This is a genomic window from Paenibacillus herberti (assembly GCF_002233675.1).
GTDB classification, from domain to species: domain Bacteria; phylum Bacillota; class Bacilli; order Paenibacillales; family Paenibacillaceae; genus Paenibacillus_O; species Paenibacillus_O herberti.
The window spans coordinates 1,665,831-1,688,736 of record NZ_NMUQ01000001.1 but is presented as its reverse complement, the minus strand read 5'-3'; the positions used below and the strand labels follow the sequence as shown (position 1 = coordinate 1,688,736).

The 22,906-nt window shown below is 52.9% G+C and carries 22 protein-coding genes; 13 read left to right on the top strand and 9 right to left on the bottom strand.

Annotation, left to right across the window (positions count from 1 at the left end; genetic code table 11):
* Nucleotides 1-144 precede the first annotated feature (144 nt).
* On the bottom strand, nt 145-531 hold the full coding sequence (locus tag CGZ75_RS07750; RefSeq protein ID WP_425436477.1) for a YwhD family protein: 387 nt from the start codon (nt 529-531) through the stop codon (nt 145-147).
* 120 nt (nt 532-651) lie between these two features.
* On the opposite strand from CGZ75_RS07750, the gene CGZ75_RS07745 reads away from it, so the two are divergent.
* Together CGZ75_RS07745 and CGZ75_RS07740 are read left to right on the top strand one after the other, a co-directional pair.
* Nucleotides 652-957: an ArsR/SmtB family transcription factor gene (locus tag CGZ75_RS07745; RefSeq protein ID WP_089523636.1), complete on the top strand. Its 306-nt coding sequence runs from the start codon at nt 652-654 to the stop codon at nt 955-957.
* Between the two features lie 123 nt (nt 958-1,080).
* The gene (locus CGZ75_RS07740; RefSeq protein ID WP_217900048.1) at nt 1,081-2,013 is read left to right on the top strand and encodes a zinc-dependent alcohol dehydrogenase family protein; all 933 of its coding nucleotides are present in this window, start codon (nt 1,081-1,083) and stop codon (nt 2,011-2,013) included.
* 33 nt (nt 2,014-2,046) lie between these two features.
* Here CGZ75_RS07740 and CGZ75_RS07735 read toward each other — a convergent pair whose 3' ends face one another.
* The 3 genes from CGZ75_RS07735 to CGZ75_RS25115 all read right to left on the bottom strand — a co-directional run bounded on the left by CGZ75_RS07735 (nt 2,047) and on the right by CGZ75_RS25115 (nt 4,285).
* Nucleotides 2,047-2,595 (bottom strand): hypothetical protein, encoded by a 549-nt coding sequence (locus CGZ75_RS07735; protein WP_089523634.1) that lies wholly within the window; start codon nt 2,593-2,595, stop codon nt 2,047-2,049.
* 277 nt (nt 2,596-2,872) lie between these two features.
* Nucleotides 2,873-3,958: an aspartate-semialdehyde dehydrogenase gene (gene asd, locus CGZ75_RS07730; protein WP_089523633.1), complete on the bottom strand. Its 1,086-nt coding sequence runs from the start codon at nt 3,956-3,958 to the stop codon at nt 2,873-2,875.
* A 156-nt stretch (nt 3,959-4,114) separates the two neighbouring features.
* A complete protein-coding gene (locus tag CGZ75_RS25115; RefSeq protein WP_176444723.1) occupies nt 4,115-4,285 on the bottom strand; it encodes a hypothetical protein in 171 nt (56 codons plus the stop codon).
* 226 nt (nt 4,286-4,511) lie between these two features.
* Between CGZ75_RS25115 and CGZ75_RS07725 the strand changes: the two genes are divergently transcribed.
* Nucleotides 4,512-4,922 (top strand): MarR family winged helix-turn-helix transcriptional regulator, encoded by a 411-nt coding sequence (locus CGZ75_RS07725; RefSeq protein ID WP_089523632.1) that lies wholly within the window; start codon nt 4,512-4,514, stop codon nt 4,920-4,922.
* 189 nt (nt 4,923-5,111) lie between these two features.
* On the opposite strand, the gene CGZ75_RS07720 is transcribed toward CGZ75_RS07725, so the two are convergent.
* The 3 genes from CGZ75_RS07720 to CGZ75_RS07710 all read right to left on the bottom strand — a co-directional run bounded on the left by CGZ75_RS07720 (nt 5,112) and on the right by CGZ75_RS07710 (nt 7,317).
* A complete protein-coding gene (locus CGZ75_RS07720) occupies nt 5,112-5,879 on the bottom strand; it encodes an RluA family pseudouridine synthase (RefSeq protein ID WP_176444722.1) in 768 nt (255 codons plus the stop codon).
* A 5-nt stretch (nt 5,880-5,884) separates the two neighbouring features.
* Nucleotides 5,885-6,748: a class I SAM-dependent methyltransferase gene (locus CGZ75_RS07715; protein WP_089523630.1), complete on the bottom strand. Its 864-nt coding sequence runs from the start codon at nt 6,746-6,748 to the stop codon at nt 5,885-5,887.
* 230 nt (nt 6,749-6,978) lie between these two features.
* The gene (locus CGZ75_RS07710; protein ID WP_342745654.1) at nt 6,979-7,317 is read right to left on the bottom strand and encodes a helix-turn-helix domain-containing protein; all 339 of its coding nucleotides are present in this window, start codon (nt 7,315-7,317) and stop codon (nt 6,979-6,981) included.
* Nucleotides 7,318-7,511: 194 nt separating this feature from the next.
* On the opposite strand from CGZ75_RS07710, the gene CGZ75_RS07705 reads away from it, so the two are divergent.
* From CGZ75_RS07705 to odhB, 3 genes are all read left to right on the top strand, one after another.
* Nucleotides 7,512-8,960, top strand: coding sequence for an aldehyde dehydrogenase family protein (locus CGZ75_RS07705; protein ID WP_425436448.1), 1,449 nt, complete (start codon nt 7,512-7,514; stop codon nt 8,958-8,960).
* Nucleotides 8,961-9,298: 338 nt separating this feature from the next.
* Nucleotides 9,299-12,154, top strand: a complete 2,856-nt coding sequence (locus tag CGZ75_RS07700) for a 2-oxoglutarate dehydrogenase E1 component (RefSeq protein WP_089523629.1) — start codon at nt 9,299-9,301, stop codon at nt 12,152-12,154.
* A 6-nt stretch (nt 12,155-12,160) separates the two neighbouring features.
* On the top strand, nt 12,161-13,423 hold the full coding sequence (gene odhB / locus CGZ75_RS07695; protein WP_089523628.1) for a 2-oxoglutarate dehydrogenase complex dihydrolipoyllysine-residue succinyltransferase: 1,263 nt from the start codon (nt 12,161-12,163) through the stop codon (nt 13,421-13,423).
* 67 nt (nt 13,424-13,490) lie between these two features.
* Here the strand turns inward: odhB and CGZ75_RS07690 are convergent, their stop codons facing one another.
* A complete protein-coding gene (locus CGZ75_RS07690) occupies nt 13,491-13,763 on the bottom strand; it encodes a hypothetical protein (protein ID WP_089523627.1) in 273 nt (90 codons plus the stop codon).
* A gap of 432 nt (nt 13,764-14,195) precedes the next feature.
* On the opposite strand from CGZ75_RS07690, the gene CGZ75_RS07680 reads away from it, so the two are divergent.
* The 4 genes from CGZ75_RS07680 to CGZ75_RS07665 all read left to right on the top strand — a co-directional run bounded on the left by CGZ75_RS07680 (nt 14,196) and on the right by CGZ75_RS07665 (nt 17,436).
* Nucleotides 14,196-14,654, top strand: coding sequence for a Fur family transcriptional regulator (locus CGZ75_RS07680; protein WP_089523625.1), 459 nt, complete (start codon nt 14,196-14,198; stop codon nt 14,652-14,654).
* A gap of 189 nt (nt 14,655-14,843) precedes the next feature.
* Nucleotides 14,844-15,551, top strand: coding sequence for a metal ABC transporter ATP-binding protein (locus CGZ75_RS07675; protein ID WP_089523624.1), 708 nt, complete (start codon nt 14,844-14,846; stop codon nt 15,549-15,551).
* Nucleotides 15,497-16,393: a metal ABC transporter permease gene (locus CGZ75_RS07670; protein WP_089523623.1), complete on the top strand. Its 897-nt coding sequence runs from the start codon at nt 15,497-15,499 to the stop codon at nt 16,391-16,393. Before CGZ75_RS07675 ends, CGZ75_RS07670 begins: the two co-directional genes overlap by 55 nt.
* 26 nt (nt 16,394-16,419) lie before the next feature.
* Entirely contained in the window at nt 16,420-17,436 is a 1,017-nt protein-coding gene (locus tag CGZ75_RS07665; RefSeq protein ID WP_089523622.1) for a metal ABC transporter substrate-binding protein, read from the top strand.
* A gap of 340 nt (nt 17,437-17,776) precedes the next feature.
* Here CGZ75_RS07665 and CGZ75_RS07660 read toward each other — a convergent pair whose 3' ends face one another.
* Nucleotides 17,777-18,862, bottom strand: coding sequence for a CobW family GTP-binding protein (locus tag CGZ75_RS07660; RefSeq protein ID WP_089523621.1), 1,086 nt, complete (start codon nt 18,860-18,862; stop codon nt 17,777-17,779).
* 230 nt (nt 18,863-19,092) lie between these two features.
* Between CGZ75_RS07660 and wsfD the strand changes: the two genes are divergently transcribed.
* From wsfD to CGZ75_RS07645, 3 genes are read left to right on the top strand one after another with little or no spacing between them, the layout of a single operon-like run.
* Entirely contained in the window at nt 19,093-20,619 is a 1,527-nt protein-coding gene (gene wsfD / locus CGZ75_RS07655; RefSeq protein WP_089523620.1) for a glycan biosynthesis hexose transferase WsfD, read from the top strand.
* Nucleotides 20,571-21,413: a GGDEF domain-containing protein gene (locus CGZ75_RS07650; protein WP_089523619.1), complete on the top strand. Its 843-nt coding sequence runs from the start codon at nt 20,571-20,573 to the stop codon at nt 21,411-21,413. Before wsfD ends, CGZ75_RS07650 begins: the two co-directional genes overlap by 49 nt.
* Complete coding sequence (locus tag CGZ75_RS07645; protein ID WP_089523618.1) at nt 21,406-22,902, top strand: hypothetical protein; 1,497 nt, start codon at nt 21,406-21,408, stop codon at nt 22,900-22,902. Before CGZ75_RS07650 ends, CGZ75_RS07645 begins: the two co-directional genes overlap by 8 nt.
* Nucleotides 22,903-22,906: the final 4 nt, after the last annotated feature.

Genomic DNA, 22,906 nt, shown 5'->3' with positions numbered 1-22,906 from the left:
TTGGATTTCCGAGCCACAATTCCGCTTCTCAAGTAACTTCGACTACTTGCTTCGGATTTCCGAGCCACAATTCCGCTTCTCAAGTAACTTCGACTACTTGCTTTGGCTTTCCGAGCCACAATTCCGCTTCTCAAGTAACTTCGACTACTTGCTTTGGCTTTCCGAGCCACTTTCCCGCTTACTCCAACATATCCAACAAAAAATGGTGTCCCAAAGGCAGGCTGCAGCCTGCAGCCTGCTATTAGGACACCATTTATTTATGCTCCCAGCTAATCCTCCAGTGTCTGGGAGAATGCTGCCACCACTCACTGTGGTGGGAAATGAGCAGTTCGCGTAGTGTCTGCTTTTCCTCGTCGGAAGCCCATCCAATACGAAACGACGCTTGATCGCGTAGTCGAGATTGTTGACATGCTGCGCGAGAATCTTCCAGCCGCGTTGCACCTCGGTGTCCACGAGCATCGGACAGGCTGTCACCCCCGCACAAAAAGACCCCTCATCGTCCCGGTCGACCGAGACCCAAATGATCCACACCGGACGGCCGTTCGGCACGTCCTCTTTGTTAGGAATGAACTTGATGCTTTTTCCACTTTGTTCTGCTGCTCAAAACAAAGATGACATTGACATATCGGAAAATTCCGATATAATCAAGTTATGGACCTACTCGAAATATTCAAAGCTCTCTCTAACCGTACACGCCTTGAAATCTTGAAAGGTTTGAAGGATCCCGCGAAAAACTTCCCTCCGCAGGATGAAGGTGACGTTCTTACAGTGGGAGTCTGCGTCAGCAGTATTCAAGAAGGCGTCGGATTGTCGCAGTCAACGGTGTCTGATTATCTTGCAACTCTGCAACGAGCGGGCTTGGTTGAAGTCAGACGCATCGGTCAGTGGACCTACTACAAGCGGAACGAAGCAACCATCCGTGCTCTTGGTGAGATTATAGGGAAAGGAGGTTTGTAATTTTTTTTACCACACAATATCGAAAATTCCCGATATTTCTTTTTAACGAAAAGAGGAGGATTTACTATGAAAGCGATCATACTTAAATCATTTGGCGGCCCGGAATCGTTCGAACTTTGCGACGTGCCCAAACCTGTGCCGCACGCGGGGCAAGTCCTGGTCCGGGTACATGCAACCTCCATCAATCCGTTGGATTACCAGGTCCGACGTGGCGATTATCCCGACTTGGTGCCACTGCCAGCCATTACCGGACACGACGTATCTGGCGTTGTTGAAGAAGTCGGGCCGGGTGTAACAATATTCTCTCCAGGAGACGAAGTCTGGTACACCCCGCAAATATTTGACGGGCCAGGAAGTTATGCTGAGTACCACGTTGCTGCCGAAAGCATTATCGGGAAGAAGCCTTCCTCGCTGAGCCACCTTGAAGCGGCAAGCCTGAGCTTGGTTGGCGGGACGGCGTGGGAAGCGCTGATCGTTCGTGCGGGGCTAAGAGTGGGGGAAAGCATTCTCGTACACGGCGGCGCGGGAGGAGTCGGTCATGTGGCGATTCAGCTCGCAAAAGCCATGGGAGCAAAGGTGTTCACGACCGTGCGCGAAGCAAACTTTGAGTTCGCTCGGAGTTTGGGTGCCGATGTAGTCATCGACTACAAAAAGGAGGATTATGTCGACGTCATCATGCGGGAAACGGGCGGCCTCGGAGTTGATGTCGTGTTCGATACCATCGGCGGCAACACATTGTCGCGCAGCCCCGATGTGCTCGCACAACTTGGCCGCGTGGTCACGATCGTGGATATTGCACAGCCACAAAACCTCATTGAGGCTTGGGGTAAAAATGCGAGTTATTACTTCGTCTTCACAAGACAAAACCGCGGCAAGCTGGATGAGTTGAGCGCATTGGTAGAGCGCGGTCAGCTGCGGCCGCATGTTGGCGCCGTCTATTCGCTTGCCGACATTCCGCTCGCCCATGCTCGGCTGGAGAGTCCCAACAACGGAGTCCAAGGAAAAATCGCGATTGCAGTCGAACCGTCGGCTCATCTGGTAAGTGCGTACTCTTAAATCGTTGAACTTACGTTAAAGGAACGCCATGATTTATTTGGGATAGGCTCTTAGTCTGCTCATGAATAAAATCCGTTGCAAATAACGTGATTTCAGTTCTTCAAATGCTTGTCTTAGTTGAGTTATTTCCTGATCTTTTTTAAGCTGCTTAGGCAGTGTGTCTAGAATTAGAGTAAGATCTTCATTGATTTCGCCAAGTCGCTTTTTATCGAGGTCGTTACCGCTAAGTTTATCTGCAAGGACCACATATGAGAAAAGTTTCGCATTATTTAAAAGAGGATGAAAGCTCTCGTAAGGAATATCTTTTCGCTGCAAAAATTTTATCAGGCTAAGATAATCCATGTAGGAATCATCAAGATATGCACTGGCTTGATGCAGCAAAAGCTCACTGTTTTGATTCTCTTGAAGTGCTAGTGAAATGTTGTTTCGGGCAAAAGCTATTCGTCCCATCATAGGCTCATAGGAGATTACCATTTCTTTTACCGTTGTCTTAGTGTTGTTTTTTACTTTTTCTGTCACCAAAATAATATTCAGAAGTAAAAAAATAATCAATATAAAAGTAAAAAACCTCCTGCATGTCATCTAAGTTCCCCTTCTCTAGTACGGTAATTCTTTGTGCTTGGAGCTTCATCATATCTCCTCATAAAAACAATAGTAACAAGTAATTTTTACCATGTGGCGAACCAACTCAATGGGAAAAGAACGCTACGCAATGCGAGTGGGCGGTACGTAATCCGAGCGAAGGTATCCTGTCCATAACGCATCCATAAACGAAAAAACAGCCCGCCCCAGTTGGGGGCGGGCTGTTTGGGTTCATCGCGCTATAAAGCGCTGGAAGAACCGCTGATCAACAATTACATTAGCGTGCGACGATGTAACCTTCCGCTTTGAGCAGCTCGGCGATCAGCACCGCGCCGCCAGCAGCTCCGCGCAGCGTGTTATGCGACAGGCCGACAAACTTGTAGTCGTACAAGGAATCTTCACGAAGGCGGCCGGCAGAGATGCCCATACCTTTTTCGATATCGCGGTCGACGCCCGTTTGTGGGCGATTATCTTCCTCGAAATACGTGATGAACTGCTTTGGCGCGCTTGGCAGCTCAAGCTCTTGTGGGCGGCCCCTATAGGCGTTCCAACGATCGAGAATTTCCTGTTTGCTAGGTTTTTTCTCAAAGTTAACGAACACAGTCGCCAGATGGCCGTCAGCAACCGGAACGCGGATGCATTGGGTCGTAATAAGCGGAGTTTCCGCTTTGACGATGACGCCGTCTTCTACTTTGCCCCAGATGCGAAGCGGCTCCTGCTCGCTTTTCTCTTCCTCGCCACCGATGTAAGGAATCACATTATCGATCATTTCTGGCCACTCCGTGAAAGTTTTACCGGCGCCGGAGATCGCTTGATACGTGCTGGCGACAACTTGGGTCGGACCGAATTCTTTGAGTGCGTTCAACATCGGCACATAGCTTTGGATCGAGCAGTTCGGTTTAACAGCGACGAAGCCAGTTTCCGTACCGAGGCGTTTACGCTGATGCGCGATAGCTTCAAGATGCTCCGGATTGATTTCGGGAATGACCATCGGGATGTCCGGAGTCCAGCGATGAGCGGAGTTGTTGGAAATGACCGGGACGCCAGCTTTCGCATACGCTTCTTCAAGCTCCTGAATTTCGTTTTTTTTCATTTCGACGGCACAGAAGATGAGATCCAGTCCAGCAGCGACTTCCTCGACCTTTGAGGCGTCCTGTACCGGAATTTGTTTTACGCTGTCCGGCATAGGCGTATCAAGCTTCCATCTGCCCTTGACGGATTCTTCATACGTTTTGCCTGCGGATTTTGCGCTTGCCGCGATGGCGGTTACTTCGAACCAAGGGTGATTTTCCAGCAGGGCGATGAAGCGTTGGCCAACCATTCCAGTACCCCCAACGATACCGGCTCTGAGTTTTTGTGTCATGTAATTACTCAACCCTCTCTCTATCAAACGGAATAAATGTATTGATTATACCAAGCAAGTCAGGCAAGGTTCAATGATTTATGCAAAAAAAGACGGCCCAAATGCCGCCGGCATCCAATTTGGAGGTTTCCAGCGGCAGCGGATCGCAGCTTTAGCTCAGTCATATGGACGGTCATCTGTGGGTTCAAGCCGGTCGATAACCTGCAGGATCGCATCGAGCAGCACCCACAACGGAACGGGCTCATCCGGTTTTTCCAGCAACAGCGGATCCTTGATGATGCCATAAGCCCGGATTTTGCGGATGACGGATTCTTTATGCCCCTCCACGATTATCACCCTTTCGCCTTATCTCGAACATCTATGGTGCAGTCTATGTCAGCATCTGTCTAAAGGTTCGGAATTGAATCGATTAAGGTCTATAATTATTAATCTAATTAACCTTTCTTTCGACAATTTCGGATGGTATAATTAGGAATTAGATGGAACAGCCGCTGGGGATAATCGGTCTTAGAACCGAACACATAAGACTAATCTGAGAAAGCAGGTGCCAGCATTGATAACCGAGGATTTTGCCAGACTGTGGATGAAAATTTCAAAAGATTGGAAAAGTCATCTGGAGGACGAGCTGTTGCCTAACTTGACGGAAGGCCAGCTGAACGCATTGGAGCTGCTGCAAAAGTATCAGCCGATGAAGCCTTCCGAGTTGTTGAAGTATTTGCAGACGACTCCAGCAGCGATCACGACGCTTCTGGATCGGATGGAGAAAGGCGGCTTGATCGAGCGTAGCCGTGATTCCTCCGACCGCCGCATCGTGTGGGTGACGGTAACGGATCATGGAGAGAATGAAGCCAAGCGCGGAATCGAGATTCGGGAATTGTTCCTGCAAGGAGCGTTGGATCGAATTTCCTCCCATAACCAGCAGCTGCTCGTGTATCTGCTTGGCAAAGTAGCTAACGCCGGCTGATCTCGCAGAACGATAACCGCTTGCTCGTCAACGTACAAGAAGCGCCCATTCCGCCAAATGCGGACAGGGGCGCTTCTTATTTTTCGTACTGGAATCGATTTTTCGCTGCTGCTTAGCTTCTCATCGTCCCACGGCGGATTCGCCCAAGAGGGCGGTTGCCGTAATACTTGTCCAAAAGGATTAGTTCGCTCAGATCGGCATGTCATCCATAGAAAGTCCTGTCGAAGCTTGCTCCAGCTGTTCCAGCGTCCAAGCTGTCCAAGGCTGAAGGTTCGGCGGCATCGACTGGAATTCCATCCATTCTTTCGTCACGGGATGGGGGATACCGGCTCGCGCCGACCAGAGGGCGATATCGCCATGAACCCCTTTAGAGGTAGATCCCCCTCGATCGGATGCGCCGTACTTGAGATCGCCGATCAGCGGGCAACCGATGGCAGAAAACTGCACGCGAATCTGATGTGGACGACCCGTATGTAGCTGCACGGCAGCGAGTGTCAACCCGCCCGGGCTAGGCCCAGTACGGTAACTCAGCCTAGCTTCTTTGGCGTCAGCAGAGGGGTGATCATAGGCGGTAACGATATTACGCCTCGAGTCTTTGACCAAATAGTGCAGCAGACTGCCTTCGCTAGGCTTAGGTGCTTTGCTCAGCACCGCCAAGTAGGTTTTGCGGAAGTTCCTCGTGCGAACTGAGTCCGACAGCCGGCCAGCAGCCTTTGAGGTTTTGGCGAAGAGCATCACTCCGCCGACAGGACGATCCAGACGATGCACAAGCCCGAGGAACACATTGCCGGGTTTGTTATGCCGCAGTTTGAGATCCTCTTTGAGCAGCGTCAGCATGTCGGGATCACCGCTCTCATCCTCTTGGGAAGGGATGCCGGGCGGCTTGACTACAACAAGCAGATGATTATCCTCATACAAAATCGGGATCGGCGGAGTTTCGCCGCTGCGACCGCCCATTTGCATCAAGCCTCCCAGCGTCCCAAAATTCCACAAGGAAGCGCTAGTTCGGAAGCGCTGATCGGCAAGCCGATCTCGCCGCAATGGATGGAGCCGCCGAATCGTTTGCCGGCGGTCATATGCAGCAGATTATGCAGCACCTGTGGAGACAATCCGGTTGTATAGGAGTTGATCAGCATGAACAGCGGTTTTTCGCTGAGAATGTCCATGCAGGATTCCAGGAATGGGAACAGGCTCGACTCGAGCTTCCACATTTCGCCTCCAGGGCCACGGCCGTAGGACGGCGGGTCCATAATGATGGCATCGTACTTGCTGCCGCGGCGCTGCTCGCGCTGGACGAATTTGAACACATCGTCGGTAATATAACGAACGGGACGGTCGGCAAGGCCAGATAGAGCGACATTCTCTTTCGCCCATTGAACCATCCCTTTGGCTGCATCCACATGGCACACTTCAGCTCCTGCAGCAGCTGATGCAACCGTTGCTCCGCCAGTATAGGCGAACAGGTTCAGCACCTTGATCGGGCGTCCGGCGTTGCGGATTTTGTCCATCATCCAGCTCCAGTTGACCGCTTGCTCAGGGAACAGGCCGGTATGTTTGAAGTTGGTCGGTTTAATATGGAAGCTGAGCTCGCCGTAGCGAACTGTCCAGCGTTCAGGCAGAGCTTTGTTGTAATCCCAGTTGCCGCCTCCGGCGCTGCTGCGATGATAATGTCCGTCTGCTGAAGTCCAGGCATTGCGGTCGCCGCGGAATGGCCAAATAATTTGTGGATCTGGGCGGCGCAGTGTAACACTGCCCCAGCGCTCTAGCTTGTCTCCGTCACCGGTGTCGATAAGTTCGTAGTCTTTCCATTGGTCAGCGATATACATGAATAATTGTCTCGGTCCCTTCCTAGTGCAATCGTCCATTTATTATATCGGGAGATAGAAGGGGAAGCAATGAAGGAAGAAGCAAAAGGGGAAGTTGAATATTGAGAGTAAAACTGCACTTGAAAAGGGGGAAACTAGTGGAAAAGTGGAGTTTTGAGAGTGCAGCAGCGTCTACAGCGGGAGCTGGAAGCACCCGCCTGCTGTGTCTCAACGCTTGAGATCGATTGAGCCTAACCGGCTGATTCGGTCTGTTTGAGCAGATCCATCATTTTATCAATCGATTTTTTTCGCTTATCCGGCTCCATGCGATTCAGCTTATGGATGAGATCAAGCGTCTCAGAGGAAAGAAGATTATCGTTTTGATTTTGATCTCCGCCGATCATATAATCCAGAGAGACCTCGAAGAAGGCAGCCAGCTTCATGAGCGTTTCATAAACCGGCTGGCGGTTATTGATCTCATAATGGCTATAAGCGGAGCGGGTAATTCCGATATTGCGGGATACCTCCTCCTGGGACATGTTTTTGCTGAGACGAAGCTCTCGCAGTCGGTCTCCCATAGTCATATTCATGTCGGTAGCTCCTTACTTCAGACTGAACCTATACCGGTTCAAATGCGCCATTAAAAACAAGCGCTTATATCAAACTTTATGATACAAATTGTATCATGTCAAGCGGCCGAAGATACAAAAGAGTAGATAAATGCTCGAAATATTCTCGATTCTCAGAATTAATATCTCCATAGCGTTATAGAGGAGGATACAAAATGTCGCAGGAAATGAAGTTATGGATCAATGGCGATTGGGTTCCCGGAGCAAGGCGTGTCAAGCTGCATAACCCTTATAACGGAGAGGTACTTGCCGAGGTGGGATATGCTTCTGTGGAGCAGGCTGAGCTTGCCATAGAGACGGCTGCAACTGCATTCGAGTCGTTTCGTAGTGTCCCGGCGCATAAAAGAAGCTCCATTTTGTATCAGGTTGCGGACTTGCTGGAGCGCAGAAGCGATGAAGCGGCGCACATTATAGCACTGGAGGCAGCCAAGCCGATCCAAGCGGCGCAGGCGGAAATTGCCCGCACCGTGCAGACGTATCTATTCGCTGCGGAAGCTGCACGCGGCATTCGTGGCGAGACCGTGCCAATGGATGCAGCGCCCCGCGGAGAAGGGCGAACAGCATACATGACCCGTGAGCCGGTCGGAGTTGTGAGTGCGATCACTCCGTTTAATTTTCCATTCAACCTCGTTGCCCATAAAGTCGGCCCGGCGATCGCCGCCGGCAACACGATCGTCCTCAAGCCGGCGGAACAGACGCCGTTGTCCGCACTGTTTCTTGCCGAGCTGTTCGAGGAGGCGGGACTTCCCGCTGGCGTGCTGAACATTATCCCGGGAGAAGGGAAGGAGCTCGGCGAGACGCTGGTATCGCATCCTCGCGTTGCTTTTGTGACTTTTACCGGTAGCCCAGACGTTGGCAAACAGATCCGTGCGATGGCGGGATTGCGTAAAGTGACACTGGAGCTCGGCAGCAACGCTCCGCTAATCATCGATCGGGGGTTCACCGAAATGGAGCTTGCTAAAATCGCGGATGAAGCGGCGATAGGTGCTTTTGCCTACAACGGGCAAGCATGTATCTCGGTACAGCGAATTGTGGTGCATGAGGAGCTTGCTGAGCCCTTCGCTAAGCTGATGGCAGAGAGAGCGCTGGCACTGCAAACCGGAGATCCGCTCCATGAAGGGACGGCAATCACCCCTCTTATCAATGAAAAAGCGGCGGACAGGCTTAAGGGCTGGCTGCAAACCGCTGTTGAAAGAGGCGCTGCATTGCACTGCGGCGGCGAATTCAAGAACAATCTGATGACGCCAGCTGTACTAACAGGCGTTCCGGAAGATGCGGAGCTTAGCTGTGAGGAGGCGTTCGGACCGGTGGTCGCAATTAGCTCCTTCACGGATTGGAGAGAGGCGATGGAGCAAGCGAACCGCTCACGCTATGGCTTGCAGGCCGGCGTGTTCACCAAGGATATGGAAAAGGCGCTGATGGCAGCCCGCGAGTTGCAGGCAGGAGGCGTTTTGATCAACGATATTCCGACTTTCCGCCTCGATCATATGCCTTACGGAGGATTGAAGGATAGCGGGACTGGCAGGGAAGGGGTGCGGTACGCGGTGGAGGATATGACAGAACCCAAACTTGTCAGCTTCAGGAGCGGTTTTTACGAGATTTGAACGGGTTGGCATTGATAATTCACATAGCGGTAAAGTCGGATTAAACGCGGAATTTCCTTAGTCGACCAAAATTGTGAACACATCCGACACAAATTTAAGAAAGGGTTTTCGTGAAACGTTGAATAAGCGCTTTATTTTCTTTATACTAGAAGCACAATCGAAGCCGAACCTGTTCAATGACCTCGAGAAGAGTCGCTTAGACGGACTTCTCGCCTTCATGCTGTTATTGTCAGGCCGCCGGTATAAATACCGGCGGCCTTTTCACGGGCAGGACAGCGAATCGACTTCATTGTTATCATCCGTACCAACCTTTTTCACTTAACGGAGGTAGTTGGCAAATGACCGACGAATCAAACACGAGAAGGCAATGGAAAGATTTTTTCGGACCTAACCTGGGTTACATCCAGGAGCAGTACGAGCTCTTCAGCACCAACCCGGAATCGGTAGATGTCTCTTTCCGCGAGCTGTTCGCTGAACTTGGAGCACCACCGGCAGAGCTAGCGCCTGAAGGTTCCCGCACGACAGCTGCACCATCTGGACAAGTTGCTGTTGATGCTTCGCTGCTCAAAAAACTGGTTGCCGCCGAAAAACTGGTTGGCAACATCCGTACTTACGGCCATCTGGCCGCCAATACTGATCCGCTCGGCCTGCGTGCATCTTCAGATACACGTTTAGTTGAGCCTTCCACTTTTGAGCTGAACGAGTCGGACCTAAGTCGATTCCCAGCTTCCATTCTCTGGGACCATGCTCCCGCCAGCGTTACGAACGGCTGGGAAGCGATCCAGAAGCTTCGCAACTCCTATACCCAATCCATCGGATTCGAGTTCAGCCACGTTCATGACGAGACAGAACGCGATTGGCTAAGCTCGAAGGCTGAATCCGGCATTGCCAACGCCTCCCTGAACCCGGAAGAGCGTAAAGCTCTCCTTGATTTGCTCATTCATGTCGAACAATTCGAAGCTTATCTGCATCGCACATTCGTCGGCCAAAAACGGTTTTCCGTTGAAGGTGTCGACATGCTCATTCCGGTTATCGACGAAATCGTCCGTCAGGTTGTTCAGGACGGCGCTAGTCATATCCTGATGGGGATGGCGCATCGCGGTCGATTGAATGTGCTTGCGCATGTACTCGGCAAGCCTTACGAGAAAATTTTCTCTGAGTTCCACCATGCGCCAAACAAAGAGCTTGTACCATCTGAAGGCTCAGTAGGCATCAACTCCGGCTGGGCAGGCGATGTCAAATACCATCTTGGCGCGGACCGTTCCGTATTCTCGGGAGCGCGCGTCCTGCTCGCCAACAACCCGAGTCATTTGGAATATGTTAACTCCGTCGTGGAAGGTTTCTCTCGCGCGGCGCAGGAAGACCGCACCAAGCCGGGTTATCCACAGAGGGATTCAAGCAAGTCGGTTGCGATTCAGGTTCACGGCGATGCGGCTTTCCCAGGCGAGGGTATTGTGGCGGAGACGCTCAATTTCACTCAGCTCGAAGGCTTCACTAACGGCGGTTCCATTCATATCATCGCGAACAACCGAATCGGCTTCACGACCGACAGCAAGGATTCCCGCTCCACGCATTACGCGAGCGACCTTGCCAAGGGTTATGAGATTCCGATCGTACATGTTAATGCCGATGATCCGGAAGCTTGCATCGCGGCAGTCCGTCTGGCCTGCGAATATCGCGACAAGTTCAAGAAGGACTTCCTGATTGATCTGGTCGGCTATCGTCGTTATGGCCACAATGAGATGGATGATCCTGAAGGCACTCAGCCGCTCGTTTATGAGAAGGTGCGCAAGCACAAAACGGTGGCTACTTTGTATGCCGAGCGTCTGAAGGCGGAAGGGGCTATGAGCGCCGCCGACATCGATAAGATGATTCAAAATGTTCAGGCCGAAATGCAAAATGCGTACGATGCGATGAAGGAAAAGGCTTCCGTAGGCAAACATCTGAACCAAGGTCCGATTCCTGTCGCCCCAGAGACGACCGAGACCGCTGTTCCGCTTGAGAAGCTGAAAGAAATCAATGCTGCGCTGCTGAACTATCCAAAAAGCTTCACGGTTTATCCGAAGCTGCAGCGTATTCTGCAACGCCGTGGCACGATGCTTGACCAAGGTGAGAAAGTGGACTGGGCGCTTGCCGAAACGCTTGCGTTCGCGACGATTCTTGCTGATGGCAGACCGATCCGCATGAGCGGGCAGGATGCGGAGCGTGCTACGTTCTCGCATCGTCATATCGTGCTCAATGACCATAAAACGGGTGAGAAGTTCTCTCCGATGCACCATTTCCCGCAGGCTAAGGCAAGCTTTGCCGTTTACAACAGCCCGCTTACAGAAGGCGCAGTGCTCGGTTTTGAATATGGTTATAACGTGTTCTCGCCAGAGACGTTTACGATCTGGGAAGCGCAGTACGGCGATTTCGCCAACTCGGCGCAAGTTATTTTTGACCAGTTCATCTCTGCGGGTCGCACAAAGTGGAAACAGCGTTCCAGCTTAGCGATGCTGCTGCCGCATGGTTATGAAGGTCAAGGACCGGAGCATTCCAGTGCACGCCTTGAGCGCTTCCTGCAGCTGTCCGCCGAGAACAACTGGACTGTGGCTAACCTCAGCACCGCCGCGCAGTACTTCCATCTGCTTCGCCGCCAGGCTGCCTGGACGGAGCATGAAGGAGCTCGTCCACTCGTGCTGATGTCGCCGAAGAGCTTGATCCGTAATCCGCGCGTTCTGTCTCCTGGTGAGGATCTCGCTACGGGTACGTTCAAGTTGGTGCTTGAGCAGCCTGGTCTTGGTAAGAAGGCAACTGCTGTGCGTCGTTTGATTCTGTGCAGTGGCAAATTAGCCATCGATCTTGAAGAGGCGCTTGAGTCCGCTGGTGAGAGAGATATGAGCTGGCTGCATATTGTTCGTGTGGAGCAGCTTTATCCATTCCCGGACAAAGAAATTGCCGAGATCATTTCCCGCTACAACAAGCTGGAAGAGATCGTCTGGGTTCAGGAAGAGCCGAAAAACATGGGCGCATGGACGTTCATGGAGTCGCGCATCCGCGAGGTTGCCGGCGGCAAATCGGTTCATTACATCGGTCGTCCAGACCGTTCCAGCCCAGCAAGCGGCCATCAAGATGTTCACGCTGCTGAACAACAATCCATTCTTTCGCTCTCGCTGCAGCAAAAAGCGTTGAACACGATTTTACTTGGGAGGTAGAAGCAAGTGTCTGATATTAAAGTTCCAGATCTAGGCGAATCCATCTCAGAAGCAACAATTACTAAATGGCTCAAGAAAGAAGGGGAAGCGGTAAGTCAAGGCGACCTGCTGCTTGAGCTTGAAACAGATAAAGTAAACTTGGAAATCAGCTCGGAGTCCAGCGGCGTTCTGTCCAGCATTCTTAAGGGCGAAGGCGAAACTGTACTCGTTGGCGAATCGATCGGCATTATCGGCGAGGGCGGCGCAGCAGCTGCTCCTGCCGCTCCAGCTCAGCCTGTTCAGACGGAGGCTCCAGCTGCTCCAGCAGCCGCTCCGGCTCCAACGGCTTCTGCCGCTGCAGCTCCAGTGAGCCCAGCTTCCGAAGGCAGCGCTATCGCGTCTCCATCAGCGCGCAAAATGGCTCGTGAACTTGGTATTGATCTGAACCAAGTGAAAAGTTCCGATCCGAACGGCCGCATTTACAACCAAGATGTTGCCAGTCACAATTCGGCTCCAGCAGCCGCTCCGGCACGTCCAGCGGCAGCACCTGCTGCGGCATCCAAGCCTTCCTTCTCGGAGCAGCCTGGCAAGCCTGTCGAGCGCACCAAAATGTCCCGTCGTCGCCAGACGATCGCTAAACGTCTCGTAGAAGCTCAGCAAACCGCTGCGATGCTGACGACGTTCAACGAAGTCGACATGACTGCCATCCTCGATGTGCGCAAGCGCCGCAAGGATGCTTTCAAAGAGAAAAACGACGTTGGCCTCGGCTTCATGAGCTTTTTCACCAAAGCCGTTGTAGGCGCGCTTAAGAAATTCCCGCTGCTCAATGCGGAAATCGACGGCGACGATCTTATCATCAAAAAATACTATGACATCGGCATCGCCGTAGCCGCTCCAGACGGCCTGGTTGTACCAGTCGTACGTGATGCGGATCGCCTCGGCTTCGCTGGTATCGAGAAATCGATCACTGAGCTGGCTGGCAAAGCTCGCAAAAACTCGCTTACTCTGTCCGATCTGCAAGGTGGAACGTTCACAATTACGAACGGCGGCGTGTTTGGCTCACTGCTGTCCACTCCGATTCTCAATGCGCCGCAGGTTGGTATTCTCGGTATGCACAAAATCCAGCTCCGTCCTGTCGCTATCGACGAGACGCGCATGGAGAACCGTCCGATGATGTACCTCGCGCTTTCTTACGACCACCGCATTGTTGATGGCGCTGAAGCAGTACGCTTCCTCGTCACGGTCAAAGAGCTGCTCGAAGATCCGGAATCGCTCCTTCTGGAAGGTTAATGGTTCCAAATATGCATGGACAAAACAAGCCCGGGATCCGCAGATCCTGGGCTTGTTTTGCGTACGCCTACATGCTTCGATTACAGTAGAACAGCAGGATGACATAACCACAGCCAATGAGCACAAGCAGATAGGACAACTCGGGGAGATTAATGATGCCGACGAAAAACACAATAACGCATGCAATCAGGTTATAAAGAGAGACGGTCCTGAACAGCTTGTCGCGGTTGCGGACTTTACCGGGCGCAAAAGCGGAGAGCAGCCAAGACGTTCGCTTGACGCCGGTGAAATAGGCGATAAGATACATGAACAAAGCGAGCAGGATCAGATAGATGTTCATGAGGGTCTCCCCTTGATATGAAGGATGTGTTCGTGAAGGCACTTTTAACTAGTATACGTTCAAGTGGCAGGAAGTGGGAGAGCTATTTTTCAGCAATTTCGGTCATAAATGGAGCATGACTTGAATAAGCCTGATAAGGGGGAAGCAGATCCGCTATACACTCATGGGAGAGGAAGCCGGCCGATAGAAGCCCACGCTTCAGGAGGCGGTTTTCATGAGTACGGAAACGTTGATTGCCCTGCTGGCGCTCGTCATTTCGATGATTCAGCTGTCCAAGGGGAACGGAAAGTAGTAGCGGGAAGAACCCTAATTGAACCGGTTGGCTCTGTGCCAGCCGGTTTTTGCTTAGCCGCTAACCCGATTTCGAATGCGCCTGCTAATGTGGTACAATAAGGGATGATTCTTATATGCGGCGCAGAAGGAGATTGGATTATGGCACATACCCATACGGACGACGCAGCGAAGCAAATGATCGAGGCGATGGCTCGCGGAGGGTGGAGAATTACCGAGCAGCGCCGCAGGCTGGCAGAAATTTTCGCCGGCAGCGACGGCTACTTGTCGCCCAAAGATGTTTATGAAGCGATGGTCGCTTATTATCCCGGTGTAAGCTTTGACACGGTTTACCGCAATTTGCGGTTGATGAGTGAGATGGGCGTACTGGAGCAGTTTTATTCCATGGACGCGGGCCTCAAATTCAAGGCTGCTTGCATTCATCATCATCATCATCATTTGATCTGCACCAATTGTGAGAAGACGCTTACGTTTGAGTATTGCCCGATGGAGCAGGAGATGAAGCTGCCCGGTAACTTCAAAATTATGAACCATCGCTTTGAGGTATACGGAATTTGCGAAGCTTGCCAAAGGGAACGCGCAGGTGTTGTAGTTGAATGATCAGCACTACTCGTGCTGAGTTCCTTTCATCGTAATTATTATCATTGACAGAGCCTAATAGGCCTGTTACTATACGTTAAGTGTAATGATTACAACTTTCTTCGCTGAACTGTTGTGCACAGGGCGGCGTTTTTATTTATAGTCAAGGAGTAAATATTACGATATAGATCAGAGAGGAGGGGATGGCCTATGCTGCTGGCCTCCTTGAAAGAGGTAGAGTTCGGATACAATGACAAACCAAGTCTCCATAATGCGACGATTGAGGTGCGCAGCTCGGAGTTTGTGGCGGTGACCGGGCCTAATGGTGCATCCAAGACGACGCTGTTGAAGCTGATGCTAGGATTGGTGAAGCCATGGAAAGGCAAAGCTTATCTTGCCCCAAAAAGAGAGGACGGCCGCAAGCTGACGGTGGGCTACGTGCCTCAACAGATTGCTGCCTTCAACGGAGGATTCCCGAGCAATGTTCATGAATTCGTGCTGTCAGGCTGCTGGAACCGCGGCTCCTGGCTGCGGAGGATAACTGCCGATGATCGGGCGCTGGCAGAGAAATCGTTGCGCCAAGTCGGCATGTGGCAGCTCCGTGAGCGGCGGATCGGTGAGCTGTCCGGTGGACAGAAGCAGCGTATCTGCATTGCCAGAGCGCTTGCGCAGAGACCGGATCTGCTCGTTATGGATGAGCCTACAACTGGTATGGATGAGGAGAGCCGTAAAGGCTTTTACGAGCTGATGCGCCATATGGTCGAAATACACGGCATGAGCATCGTCATGGTGACTCATGGATTGGAAGAATGTCGGCCTTATCTGGACCGCATTATCGAGCTGGAGAGAAAGGGGGAGGGAGGATGGAAATGCTGCACTACGACTTTATGCAACGAGCATTCGGAGCCGGTGCTCTAATCGCTATCGTTGCCTCGGTGCTCGGCGTTTATCTCATGCTGAGGCGTCAAGCGCTCATGGCCGACATGCTGTCGCATGTGTCGCTGGCCGGCGTTGCAGCCGGTGCGTTGCTTGGCCTCAGTCCAACTGTCTCTGGCTTTCTGACGGCAATCGTTGGTGCGGTTGCAGTGGAATATGTGCGCCGTTTCTATAAGACGTACAGCGAGATGTCGATCGCTATCATTATGGTCGGAGGCCTGTCGACGGCCGTTGTGCTTATGAGCCTGAACAAAGAGACGAGCAAAAGCTTCACCTCCTATCTGTTTGGTTCCGTCGTAGCTGTGGACAAAGCACAGCTTGTACTGATGCTCTGCGTTACGGTAGTTGCGGCACTCTTTTTCTTCTTCCTGCGCCGGCCGCTGTATCAGATGACATTCGATGAAGAGACCGCTAAAGTAAGCGGCTTGCCAACGGGTCTGATCTCGATGCTGTTCAGCGTCGTGACGGGTATGATCGTAGCGGCAGCAATGCCGATTGTCGGCGTGCTGCTCGTCTCCTCCCTGATCATCCTGCCAGCAGCTCTGGCGATTCGGCTGACATCGCGTTTCAGCGCGGCGCTGCTGCTGGCGGTTGTAATCGGGCTGACCGGTGTGTTCAGCGGTTTGACCGCTTCCTATGAGCTTAGCACGCCGCCCGGCGGCACGATTGCGCTCGTTCTGCTCTTTTTGCTGGCGGTTGGCGTTGTTGTGCAGAAGCTCGTCCGCTTTATTCGCGCCAAGACGAAGCATTCGGCGGCCGAGGATACAGAGATGCATTCCTACGGACCGATCCCAAGGCTCAGTGACGATACACATACCCATTAAGTTGTCAAAAGGAGTGTAGATATACGATGTTGTTCAGGAAACCCTCCATCCCCGGCGTCCTGTTAACCGGTTGCCTGGCGCTTGTACTCAGCGGCTGCGGGAGCGGTAAATCAGGAAGTTCAACCTCGCCTTCACCGGCAGAACAAGCGGGTGGGGCCGACAAGTTGCAGGTTGCGGCGACGATTTACCCGATGGCTGAGTTTGCCCGCCAGGTTGGCGGCGATCTCGTCGAAGTGACTCCGCTCGTGCCAACGGGCGTGGAGCCGCATGATTGGGAGCCGAGCGCGAAGCATATGGCCGCTATAAGCAGCGCGGATGTATTTGTCTACAACGGTATTGTGGAGAGCTGGGCGGAGCAGGCGCTGAGCAGCGCGACTAATTCGGAGCGGGTCGTGGTGGAAGCGAGCAAGGGGCTTGCGAAGCTGGCTAGCGAGGATGACGGCCATGGCCACGGGGAAGAAGCTCATGGGCAAGAGGAAGAAGCACATCATGAGGCTGAGGGCGAGGGGCATGGAAATCTGGTCGATCCGCATGTTTGGCTCGATCCGCTCTTGGCACAGCAAGAAGTACGCGCCATTATGGCCGGTCTGCAGCAGGCCGACCCTGACCATAAGGATCAATACAAACAGAATGCCGATGCCTATATCGCCAAGCTGGACGAGTTGCATAAGCAAATGAGCAGTGAGTTGGCGGCATCCAAACGCAAAGACTTTATAACTTCTCATGCTGCTTTTGCTTATTTAGCAGACCAATACGGACTGGAGCAAGTGCCGATCAGCGGCCTGTCGCCGGATCAGGAGCCGTCCCCGGAGCAAATGGCTGACGTCATCAAGTTTGTGAGGGAGAACGGCGTTACAACGATCTTTTTCGAGGCGCTGATTGATTCCAAGCTGGCCGACACCATTGCAGCAGAGACCGGTGCTGGCACCGATGTGCTGAACCCGCTGGAAGGATTGACCAAGGAGCAGGCAGCAGCAGGCGAGGATTACATCAGCGTGATGAAAAGCAATTTGCAGGCGCTGGTCAAAGCGCTGAACAGCTGAACTTAAATAGTTAACAGCGGAATTCGCTGCGCGAACCAATCCTTCTTCCGATCGCTGTTGTAGTAGGATTCCTTGATTTCCCTAGCCCTGATAAGGGGGGAATCCGCCTACAAAGGCGAACGCTCTGCTTCTCCAGAAGGGTTGGCTCTCTCCGCTTAATCGCTCGTTTCTCAAGTTCAACTTAAAATATCGAATACTTATCGTACAGGCTGGTTTACTCCAGCCTGTTTTTTGTTGTTTTCAAATTACAGACTGCAAGCTTCAGATTTCAAATTTTACATTGTCAGCTTTGAAACTCAGCTACGACCTATCTGCGACGGTAACATTACAAGGCAACCCATCATCTCAAACTCCCGGCAAGAGCAGCCCAGCTTTCTTGCAGCTGCTGCTCGGATAGTCCAGTGCCGATCAGCACTATATAAGGTTGCCCCGGATAGGTGGAGGGCTGCCATTCGGTGCGTCCAGCGGCATGCTGCACCAATAATGTTTGCGCCCTGCTGCGGACATATCCCTTTGCGCGGATCAGCGAGCTGCCTTGCTGTAGCAGGAAATGCTCAACCTGTTCCTTCGTCAGATCCGTCTCGACGGAAGCCGTAAGCGTCACGGAGCGCAGCGCTCCGCCGGAGAAGCCATTGCCGGATTCAGAAGCCATGCGGAATGGAGACGGGTTATCGATGTTGGTTGTGGCAAGTTCTGGAATGGCTGCAAGATCTAACTTTTGAGTCGCAAGTGCAGAGATGGTCGAGCTCGGGTTCTCTTTAGTAAGCGGTTGCTCAGCAGCGCTAGTGCTGCTGGTTGATGTCCGCGGATGAACGCCATGAAGCAGCGACCGGACGTCGATGTTGCAGCGGATCGTTTCCAGCAACGCCGCCGAGTTGTTCTGCTTGCGGATGGCCCGGCGAACCTTGAGGATTGTGGCCGAGTCTGTGGTATCGGCTTTGTTCATTAGTATGAGATCGGCAGCCGTAACCTGGCCCCGCAGCGTGCGTACTAGTTCGCGGTCCGAGCTGAATCGACTGTTATAAGCGGAAAAGGTGCCTGCATCAACGACGTTCAGTACCGCAGCAAGCTGCAGTCCGGCTGCAGCAGCTGTGCTTCCCGGCCTCAGCAGCCCTCTGAGCTCCGCTGGGTCGGCTACGCCGGTAAGCTCAAGGAACAGTACATCAGGCTTGCCAGCTGCCAATCGCAGCAGACTGGCTTCCACTTCGCTTTTTTTGGTGCAGCAAATGCAGCCGTCCAACAGCTTTTCCACCGGGAGGCGGAGCTGCTCTGCGACCATGCTTCCATCAACATCCACTTTTCCAAGCTCATTCATGAGCAGAGCGGCCCCGATTCCCCGTCTCGCGGATTCCTCCAGCAGCCGGAGCAGAAGCGTCGTTTTGCCACTCCCCAAAAAACCGGAAACAATAAACACGGGAATGTCCATAGTCCATAACACCTCCTGGTCCTATGTATCGGATATATGGCTGCTATTGACCGTCTAGTACTGGCAGTGGATGTACATTTTGGAAAACGGGTCTTTTGCCTTGTCCGGAAGACCTGTTTTGTGCTGAGATAGATAATGAATGATCCAAATGTGGTGCACTCGCGTTAATATAGGGTACGGAATTAAGTGACTTATTGACGCAATTTCAAAAGAGTCGGGAGGAGCATGGATTGCATGGCCGTTTGAAAAACAATGTAAAGCCCGCATCAATTATCGCGGCCGTGGCTGTGTTAGCTGCGGCGCTTGTCGTCATCGTGGCGTTATTCGTGAAGCCATACCTCGGAATGGCAGACAATGGAGACTTTTTCCGCGAAATTCACAATCCGGGCTTGTACTATTTGAATGATACGTATGAGGATCGCCATTTCGGCTACTTCAATCGCGAGTATGGCATACGAGAATATCCATACGAAGCCGGCGCGACGTTCATCTCATCCTTGTCTCTTTTTATCCGTGGCGCAATCGGACTTGATCTGCTGTTTACAGGAGACAATCGGTTCGACCTGCGAGTTTTGGCTGTTATCTACACGCTGATGTTCCTGGCGGCCATCTATCTAATTGTCCGGCAGGCGGCGGAGCGTATGCCGGCGCTGGCTGCTTGCGGCGCAGCAGCGCTGGCCATTGTATTTTTTGCCGATTCGGGCTACATCGCGTACTTCAATTCCTTTTATGGGGAGCCGGCTTCCTATGTGGCGTTGTTGCTGACGATGGCGCTGCTGATGCGCTTGCCTGATCTGGAGAAGGGGTCTGTCCGGCTGCTTGTGACCTGGGTTGTGGCAGCTTCGTTGTTTGCGGCTGCGAAGCAGCAAAATGCTCCATCCGGACTGCTGCTGGCGCTGCTTGGCGTCCGGTTAGCTTTTCTCTATCGTCCGGTGCGCATGCGCCGGCTGGCGCTCGGCGGCTCGGTTGTAATTGCGCTTGTAAGCATCCTGACGTATGTGCTCATGACGGATGATATCAAGCATATCAACCAATACCATGCTGTCACGCGCGGCATTTTGGAGGGCTCGCTAAATCCGGAGCGAGATCTGGAGGAGCTTGGGCTCGACCCGAAATTTTCCGTGCTGGCGGGCACGACCTACTATGACAAATACAAGTTAGAGCCAGTGGAGTCCGAGCTAATGCAAGAGGAGTTCTATTCGAAGTTCGGCTACCTCTCGATTATGCGTTATTATGTGCTGCATGCTGACCGGGCGCTCCAAAAGCTCAATCAGGCGGCAAGCCAAGCTTATTATATTCGTCCGCAGGCGATGGGCAATTACGAGCAAAGCGTCGGTAAGGAGTTCGGGGCCAAAACGAGCTATTTCTCCTTCTGGAGCAGCATCAAGCCCCATTTATTCCCTGGCAGCTTCCGCTTTATCGTGCTGTTCTATTTCATCTTTTATGGTGGACTTGTTTATCATTACGTGGCTGCCTGGCGGGGGGGCAGAACGGGTGACCGCTTCCGACTGGAGGCGCTGGCGCTGCCCGGCTTGATTGGCCTATCACAGCTTGGTGTCTCCTTTCTCGGTGCAGGCGATGCTGATTTGGCTAAACATTTATTTCTGTATGATGTCTGTTTTGATCTAATGTTCGGGATCATGGTTGTATATGCGTTGAATAGTCTCAATCTTAAGCTCAAGCTCCGCAGGAAGGCAGGGAATCAACCGTGGAAGTCAAAAAGCTCGACATCTGGATCATCGTCCTTGCCATCCTGACCTATGGGGTGGTCAACTGGTTCGTCCTTCTCCCGAAGGATAACTATTTGGAAAATACTTTGCTGCTGAGCGCGATGTTTGCGATCGCTGTTCTTTCGTATTTGACCGGCTTGATGATTGCGCTTTGCGCCTCGGCCGTCTGTATTTTTTTCTATGGCAGCTATGTCATGTACGGCAGCGTTATGCTGGGCGAAGGCATAGAGTCACATGTTTATTACTGGCTGGTGCTGCTGCCTTTAATCGCGGTCATAACGGCTTTTATCGGCAATCTGATCCGCACAATCCAGAAGGAGAACTTGCGGATGCGAGAACGCTATTCCGACTATGTCACGATCGACGAGAATACAGGACTGGAAAATGCGCGCGTTTTCTATGCGGTGCTGGGGCAGTATATCAGTCTTTCGAAAAGATACGAACTCCCGCTCAGCGTGATGCTCGTGCGTCTGGATTACTATGACGATATTCGCGGCATTGTCGGCAATGAAGCGATGAAGGATGTTGTCGCCTGGATCGGCAAGCGGCTCGGAGAGAGCACCCGCAATGAGGATTCCGGCTACATCCTTGAAGACGGCCGCACGTTTGCCTTGCTGCTGCTCGGCAATCCGGACGGCGCTCATGTGGTCAAGAACCGGATTAAGGAAAATATTTATGAATACGATTTGCAACGGGCGGCTAAAGTGGTGACAGTGAGGCTGGATATGCGCATCGGTATAACCGCCTATGACCCGGAGGAAAATCCGGATGCTCTGTCGCTCAGACGAGCTGCCGAAAAGGATATGGAATTCGATGTTTAAAGCTGTGACGCGCTTAGCTGCCATCGGCATCCTGCTCAGCGGTTTGCTGCTGGTGACGGTTGCCCCGGCAGCCGCCTATTCCGTCATCAAGCCTGATGCAGCCTCGCCGGGATCCGGCAGTAATGCTGGCCCCGGCCCGGTCGCCAGCGGCGCGATCTCGAACAGTTCGAATGAATCCGGCGGCAAATCTGGTCCCGGCTCCGTTGCTGGAGACGCGGCTTCCAAGAGCCAGGATGGCGGCAGCTCAGCGCTGCTCGTTTACGGCAAGGAATGGCATAGCCAAGAAGGCCGGGAGCGGCTGATGGAGCTTTATCGGATGCTGCGCGGCACGTATCAGTCGGTAAGCTTGGTACGAGGCGGCGACCAGAGCGAGCAACAGCTGCGCGAAGCGGAGTTGGTCGTTGTGGCAGGTGAAGAAGAGGAGCCTTTTGTGAAGGAGTTAGCAGCGGGCGTGGAAGAGAGCGGCCAGCGGCTGGAGCTCCTGTCTTCGGAAGGCGGCCTTGCCGGCGCAGCCGAGCAGTTGAGCAACATGCTGGACACTTCAGGGAAGGTAGCTCCAGCTTATTTAATCCTGACCGGGATCAGTCCTTTTCTTGACCAAGAGGAGCTTCTCCGTAAAGGCGAGTGGCTGAGAGATCGCGGATTCCCGTTCTGGATGGAACTGCGGCCGATTTTTGTTAATACAGAGATGAAATCAATGACCGGCTACTTCGAGGCGCTCCGGGAGCTTCAAGGATATGGAGGGGCGGCGCTGCTTGGCACGCTTGGCGGCTGGAACGCGCCTGATGAGTGGGAGGCGTTCGAGTCAGGGTTCGAGGTGAGCGGTGTTACGGACACGACAGAGCCGGAGCAACTCACCGGACGAGCCTGGGTCTCCTATGTGCAGCAAGGTGTTTATCCCGCCGGATTATCCGGCCCGCCTGATCTGCTGTTCGATGCGGACTGGAACGAGGTATTGAAGCTTAGCGACCTATTCGTCGAGAATTCCGAGTGGAAAGCTTATTCGCGTGATACGGAGTCTGGCGCAAGGTGGAGAGGCAGTTATGTGCCGCTGGCCGAGGAGGCGGGCACAATCGGCGGCAGCCTGCTTCCTGCAGCTTCTTCGCGGGTGTCGGCAGTTGATGCTTCCCTTCCTCTGGAAGCGTTCCAGCAGGCGGTGGAGGCGGAGCTGCGAGCTGGCGCGGCCTTCGCTGATCCGGCTTATTCCGACAGCTCAACGTCATGGGACGGCCAGCAACTTTTTCGGCAGCAAGGCGAGTTCAGCCTCAACGGCGTTCCTGCTGTTTGGCAGCCTCCGCCTGCCGCAGAGCAACCCGCCCCGCAGCCGGAGCAGCCCAATGGGGCGTCCGACGACGGCCTGACCGTCGTCAACAAAGGCATCAAGATGACGATGTCGGTATTGTTTGTCATATCCGTTCTTGTTGTAAGCTTTTTCGTCGCGGCTTTTGTCGTCGGTCGCCAAATCAATCGCAGAAAACATATGAGGTGAACCG

What these genes read in the sequence shown, in the direction of transcription:
- CGZ75_RS07665 (WP_089523622.1), top strand. Translation starts at nt 16,420, where the DNA reads ATGTTGTTCAGGAAACCCTCCATCCCCGGCGTCCTGTTAACCGGTTGC.
- CGZ75_RS07715 (WP_089523630.1), bottom strand. Translation starts at nt 6,748, where the DNA reads ATGTATATCGCTGACCAATGGAAAGACTACGAACTTATCGACACCGGT.
- CGZ75_RS07670 (WP_089523623.1), top strand. Translation starts at nt 15,497, where the DNA reads ATGGAAATGCTGCACTACGACTTTATGCAACGAGCATTCGGAGCCGGT.
- CGZ75_RS07700 (WP_089523629.1), top strand. Translation starts at nt 9,299, where the DNA reads ATGACCGACGAATCAAACACGAGAAGGCAATGGAAAGATTTTTTCGGA.
- CGZ75_RS07745 (WP_089523636.1), top strand. Translation starts at nt 652, where the DNA reads ATGGACCTACTCGAAATATTCAAAGCTCTCTCTAACCGTACACGCCTT.
- CGZ75_RS07680 (WP_089523625.1), top strand. Translation starts at nt 14,196, where the DNA reads ATGGCACATACCCATACGGACGACGCAGCGAAGCAAATGATCGAGGCG.
- CGZ75_RS07660 (WP_089523621.1), bottom strand. Translation starts at nt 18,862, where the DNA reads ATGGACATTCCCGTGTTTATTGTTTCCGGTTTTTTGGGGAGTGGCAAA.
- asd (WP_089523633.1), bottom strand. Translation starts at nt 3,958, where the DNA reads ATGACACAAAAACTCAGAGCCGGTATCGTTGGGGGTACTGGAATGGTT.
- CGZ75_RS07720 (WP_176444722.1), bottom strand. Translation starts at nt 5,879, where the DNA reads ATGGGCGGTCGCAGCGGCGAAACTCCGCCGATCCCGATTTTGTATGAG.
- CGZ75_RS07705 (WP_425436448.1), top strand. Translation starts at nt 7,512, where the DNA reads ATGTCGCAGGAAATGAAGTTATGGATCAATGGCGATTGGGTTCCCGGA.
- CGZ75_RS07690 (WP_089523627.1), bottom strand. Translation starts at nt 13,763, where the DNA reads ATGAACATCTATCTGATCCTGCTCGCTTTGTTCATGTATCTTATCGCC.
- CGZ75_RS07645 (WP_089523618.1), top strand. Translation starts at nt 21,406, where the DNA reads ATGTTTAAAGCTGTGACGCGCTTAGCTGCCATCGGCATCCTGCTCAGC.
- CGZ75_RS07675 (WP_089523624.1), top strand. Translation starts at nt 14,844, where the DNA reads ATGCTGCTGGCCTCCTTGAAAGAGGTAGAGTTCGGATACAATGACAAA.
- CGZ75_RS07735 (WP_089523634.1), bottom strand. Translation starts at nt 2,595, where the DNA reads ATGACATGCAGGAGGTTTTTTACTTTTATATTGATTATTTTTTTACTT.
- CGZ75_RS07710 (WP_342745654.1), bottom strand. Translation starts at nt 7,317, where the DNA reads ATGAATATGACTATGGGAGACCGACTGCGAGAGCTTCGTCTCAGCAAA.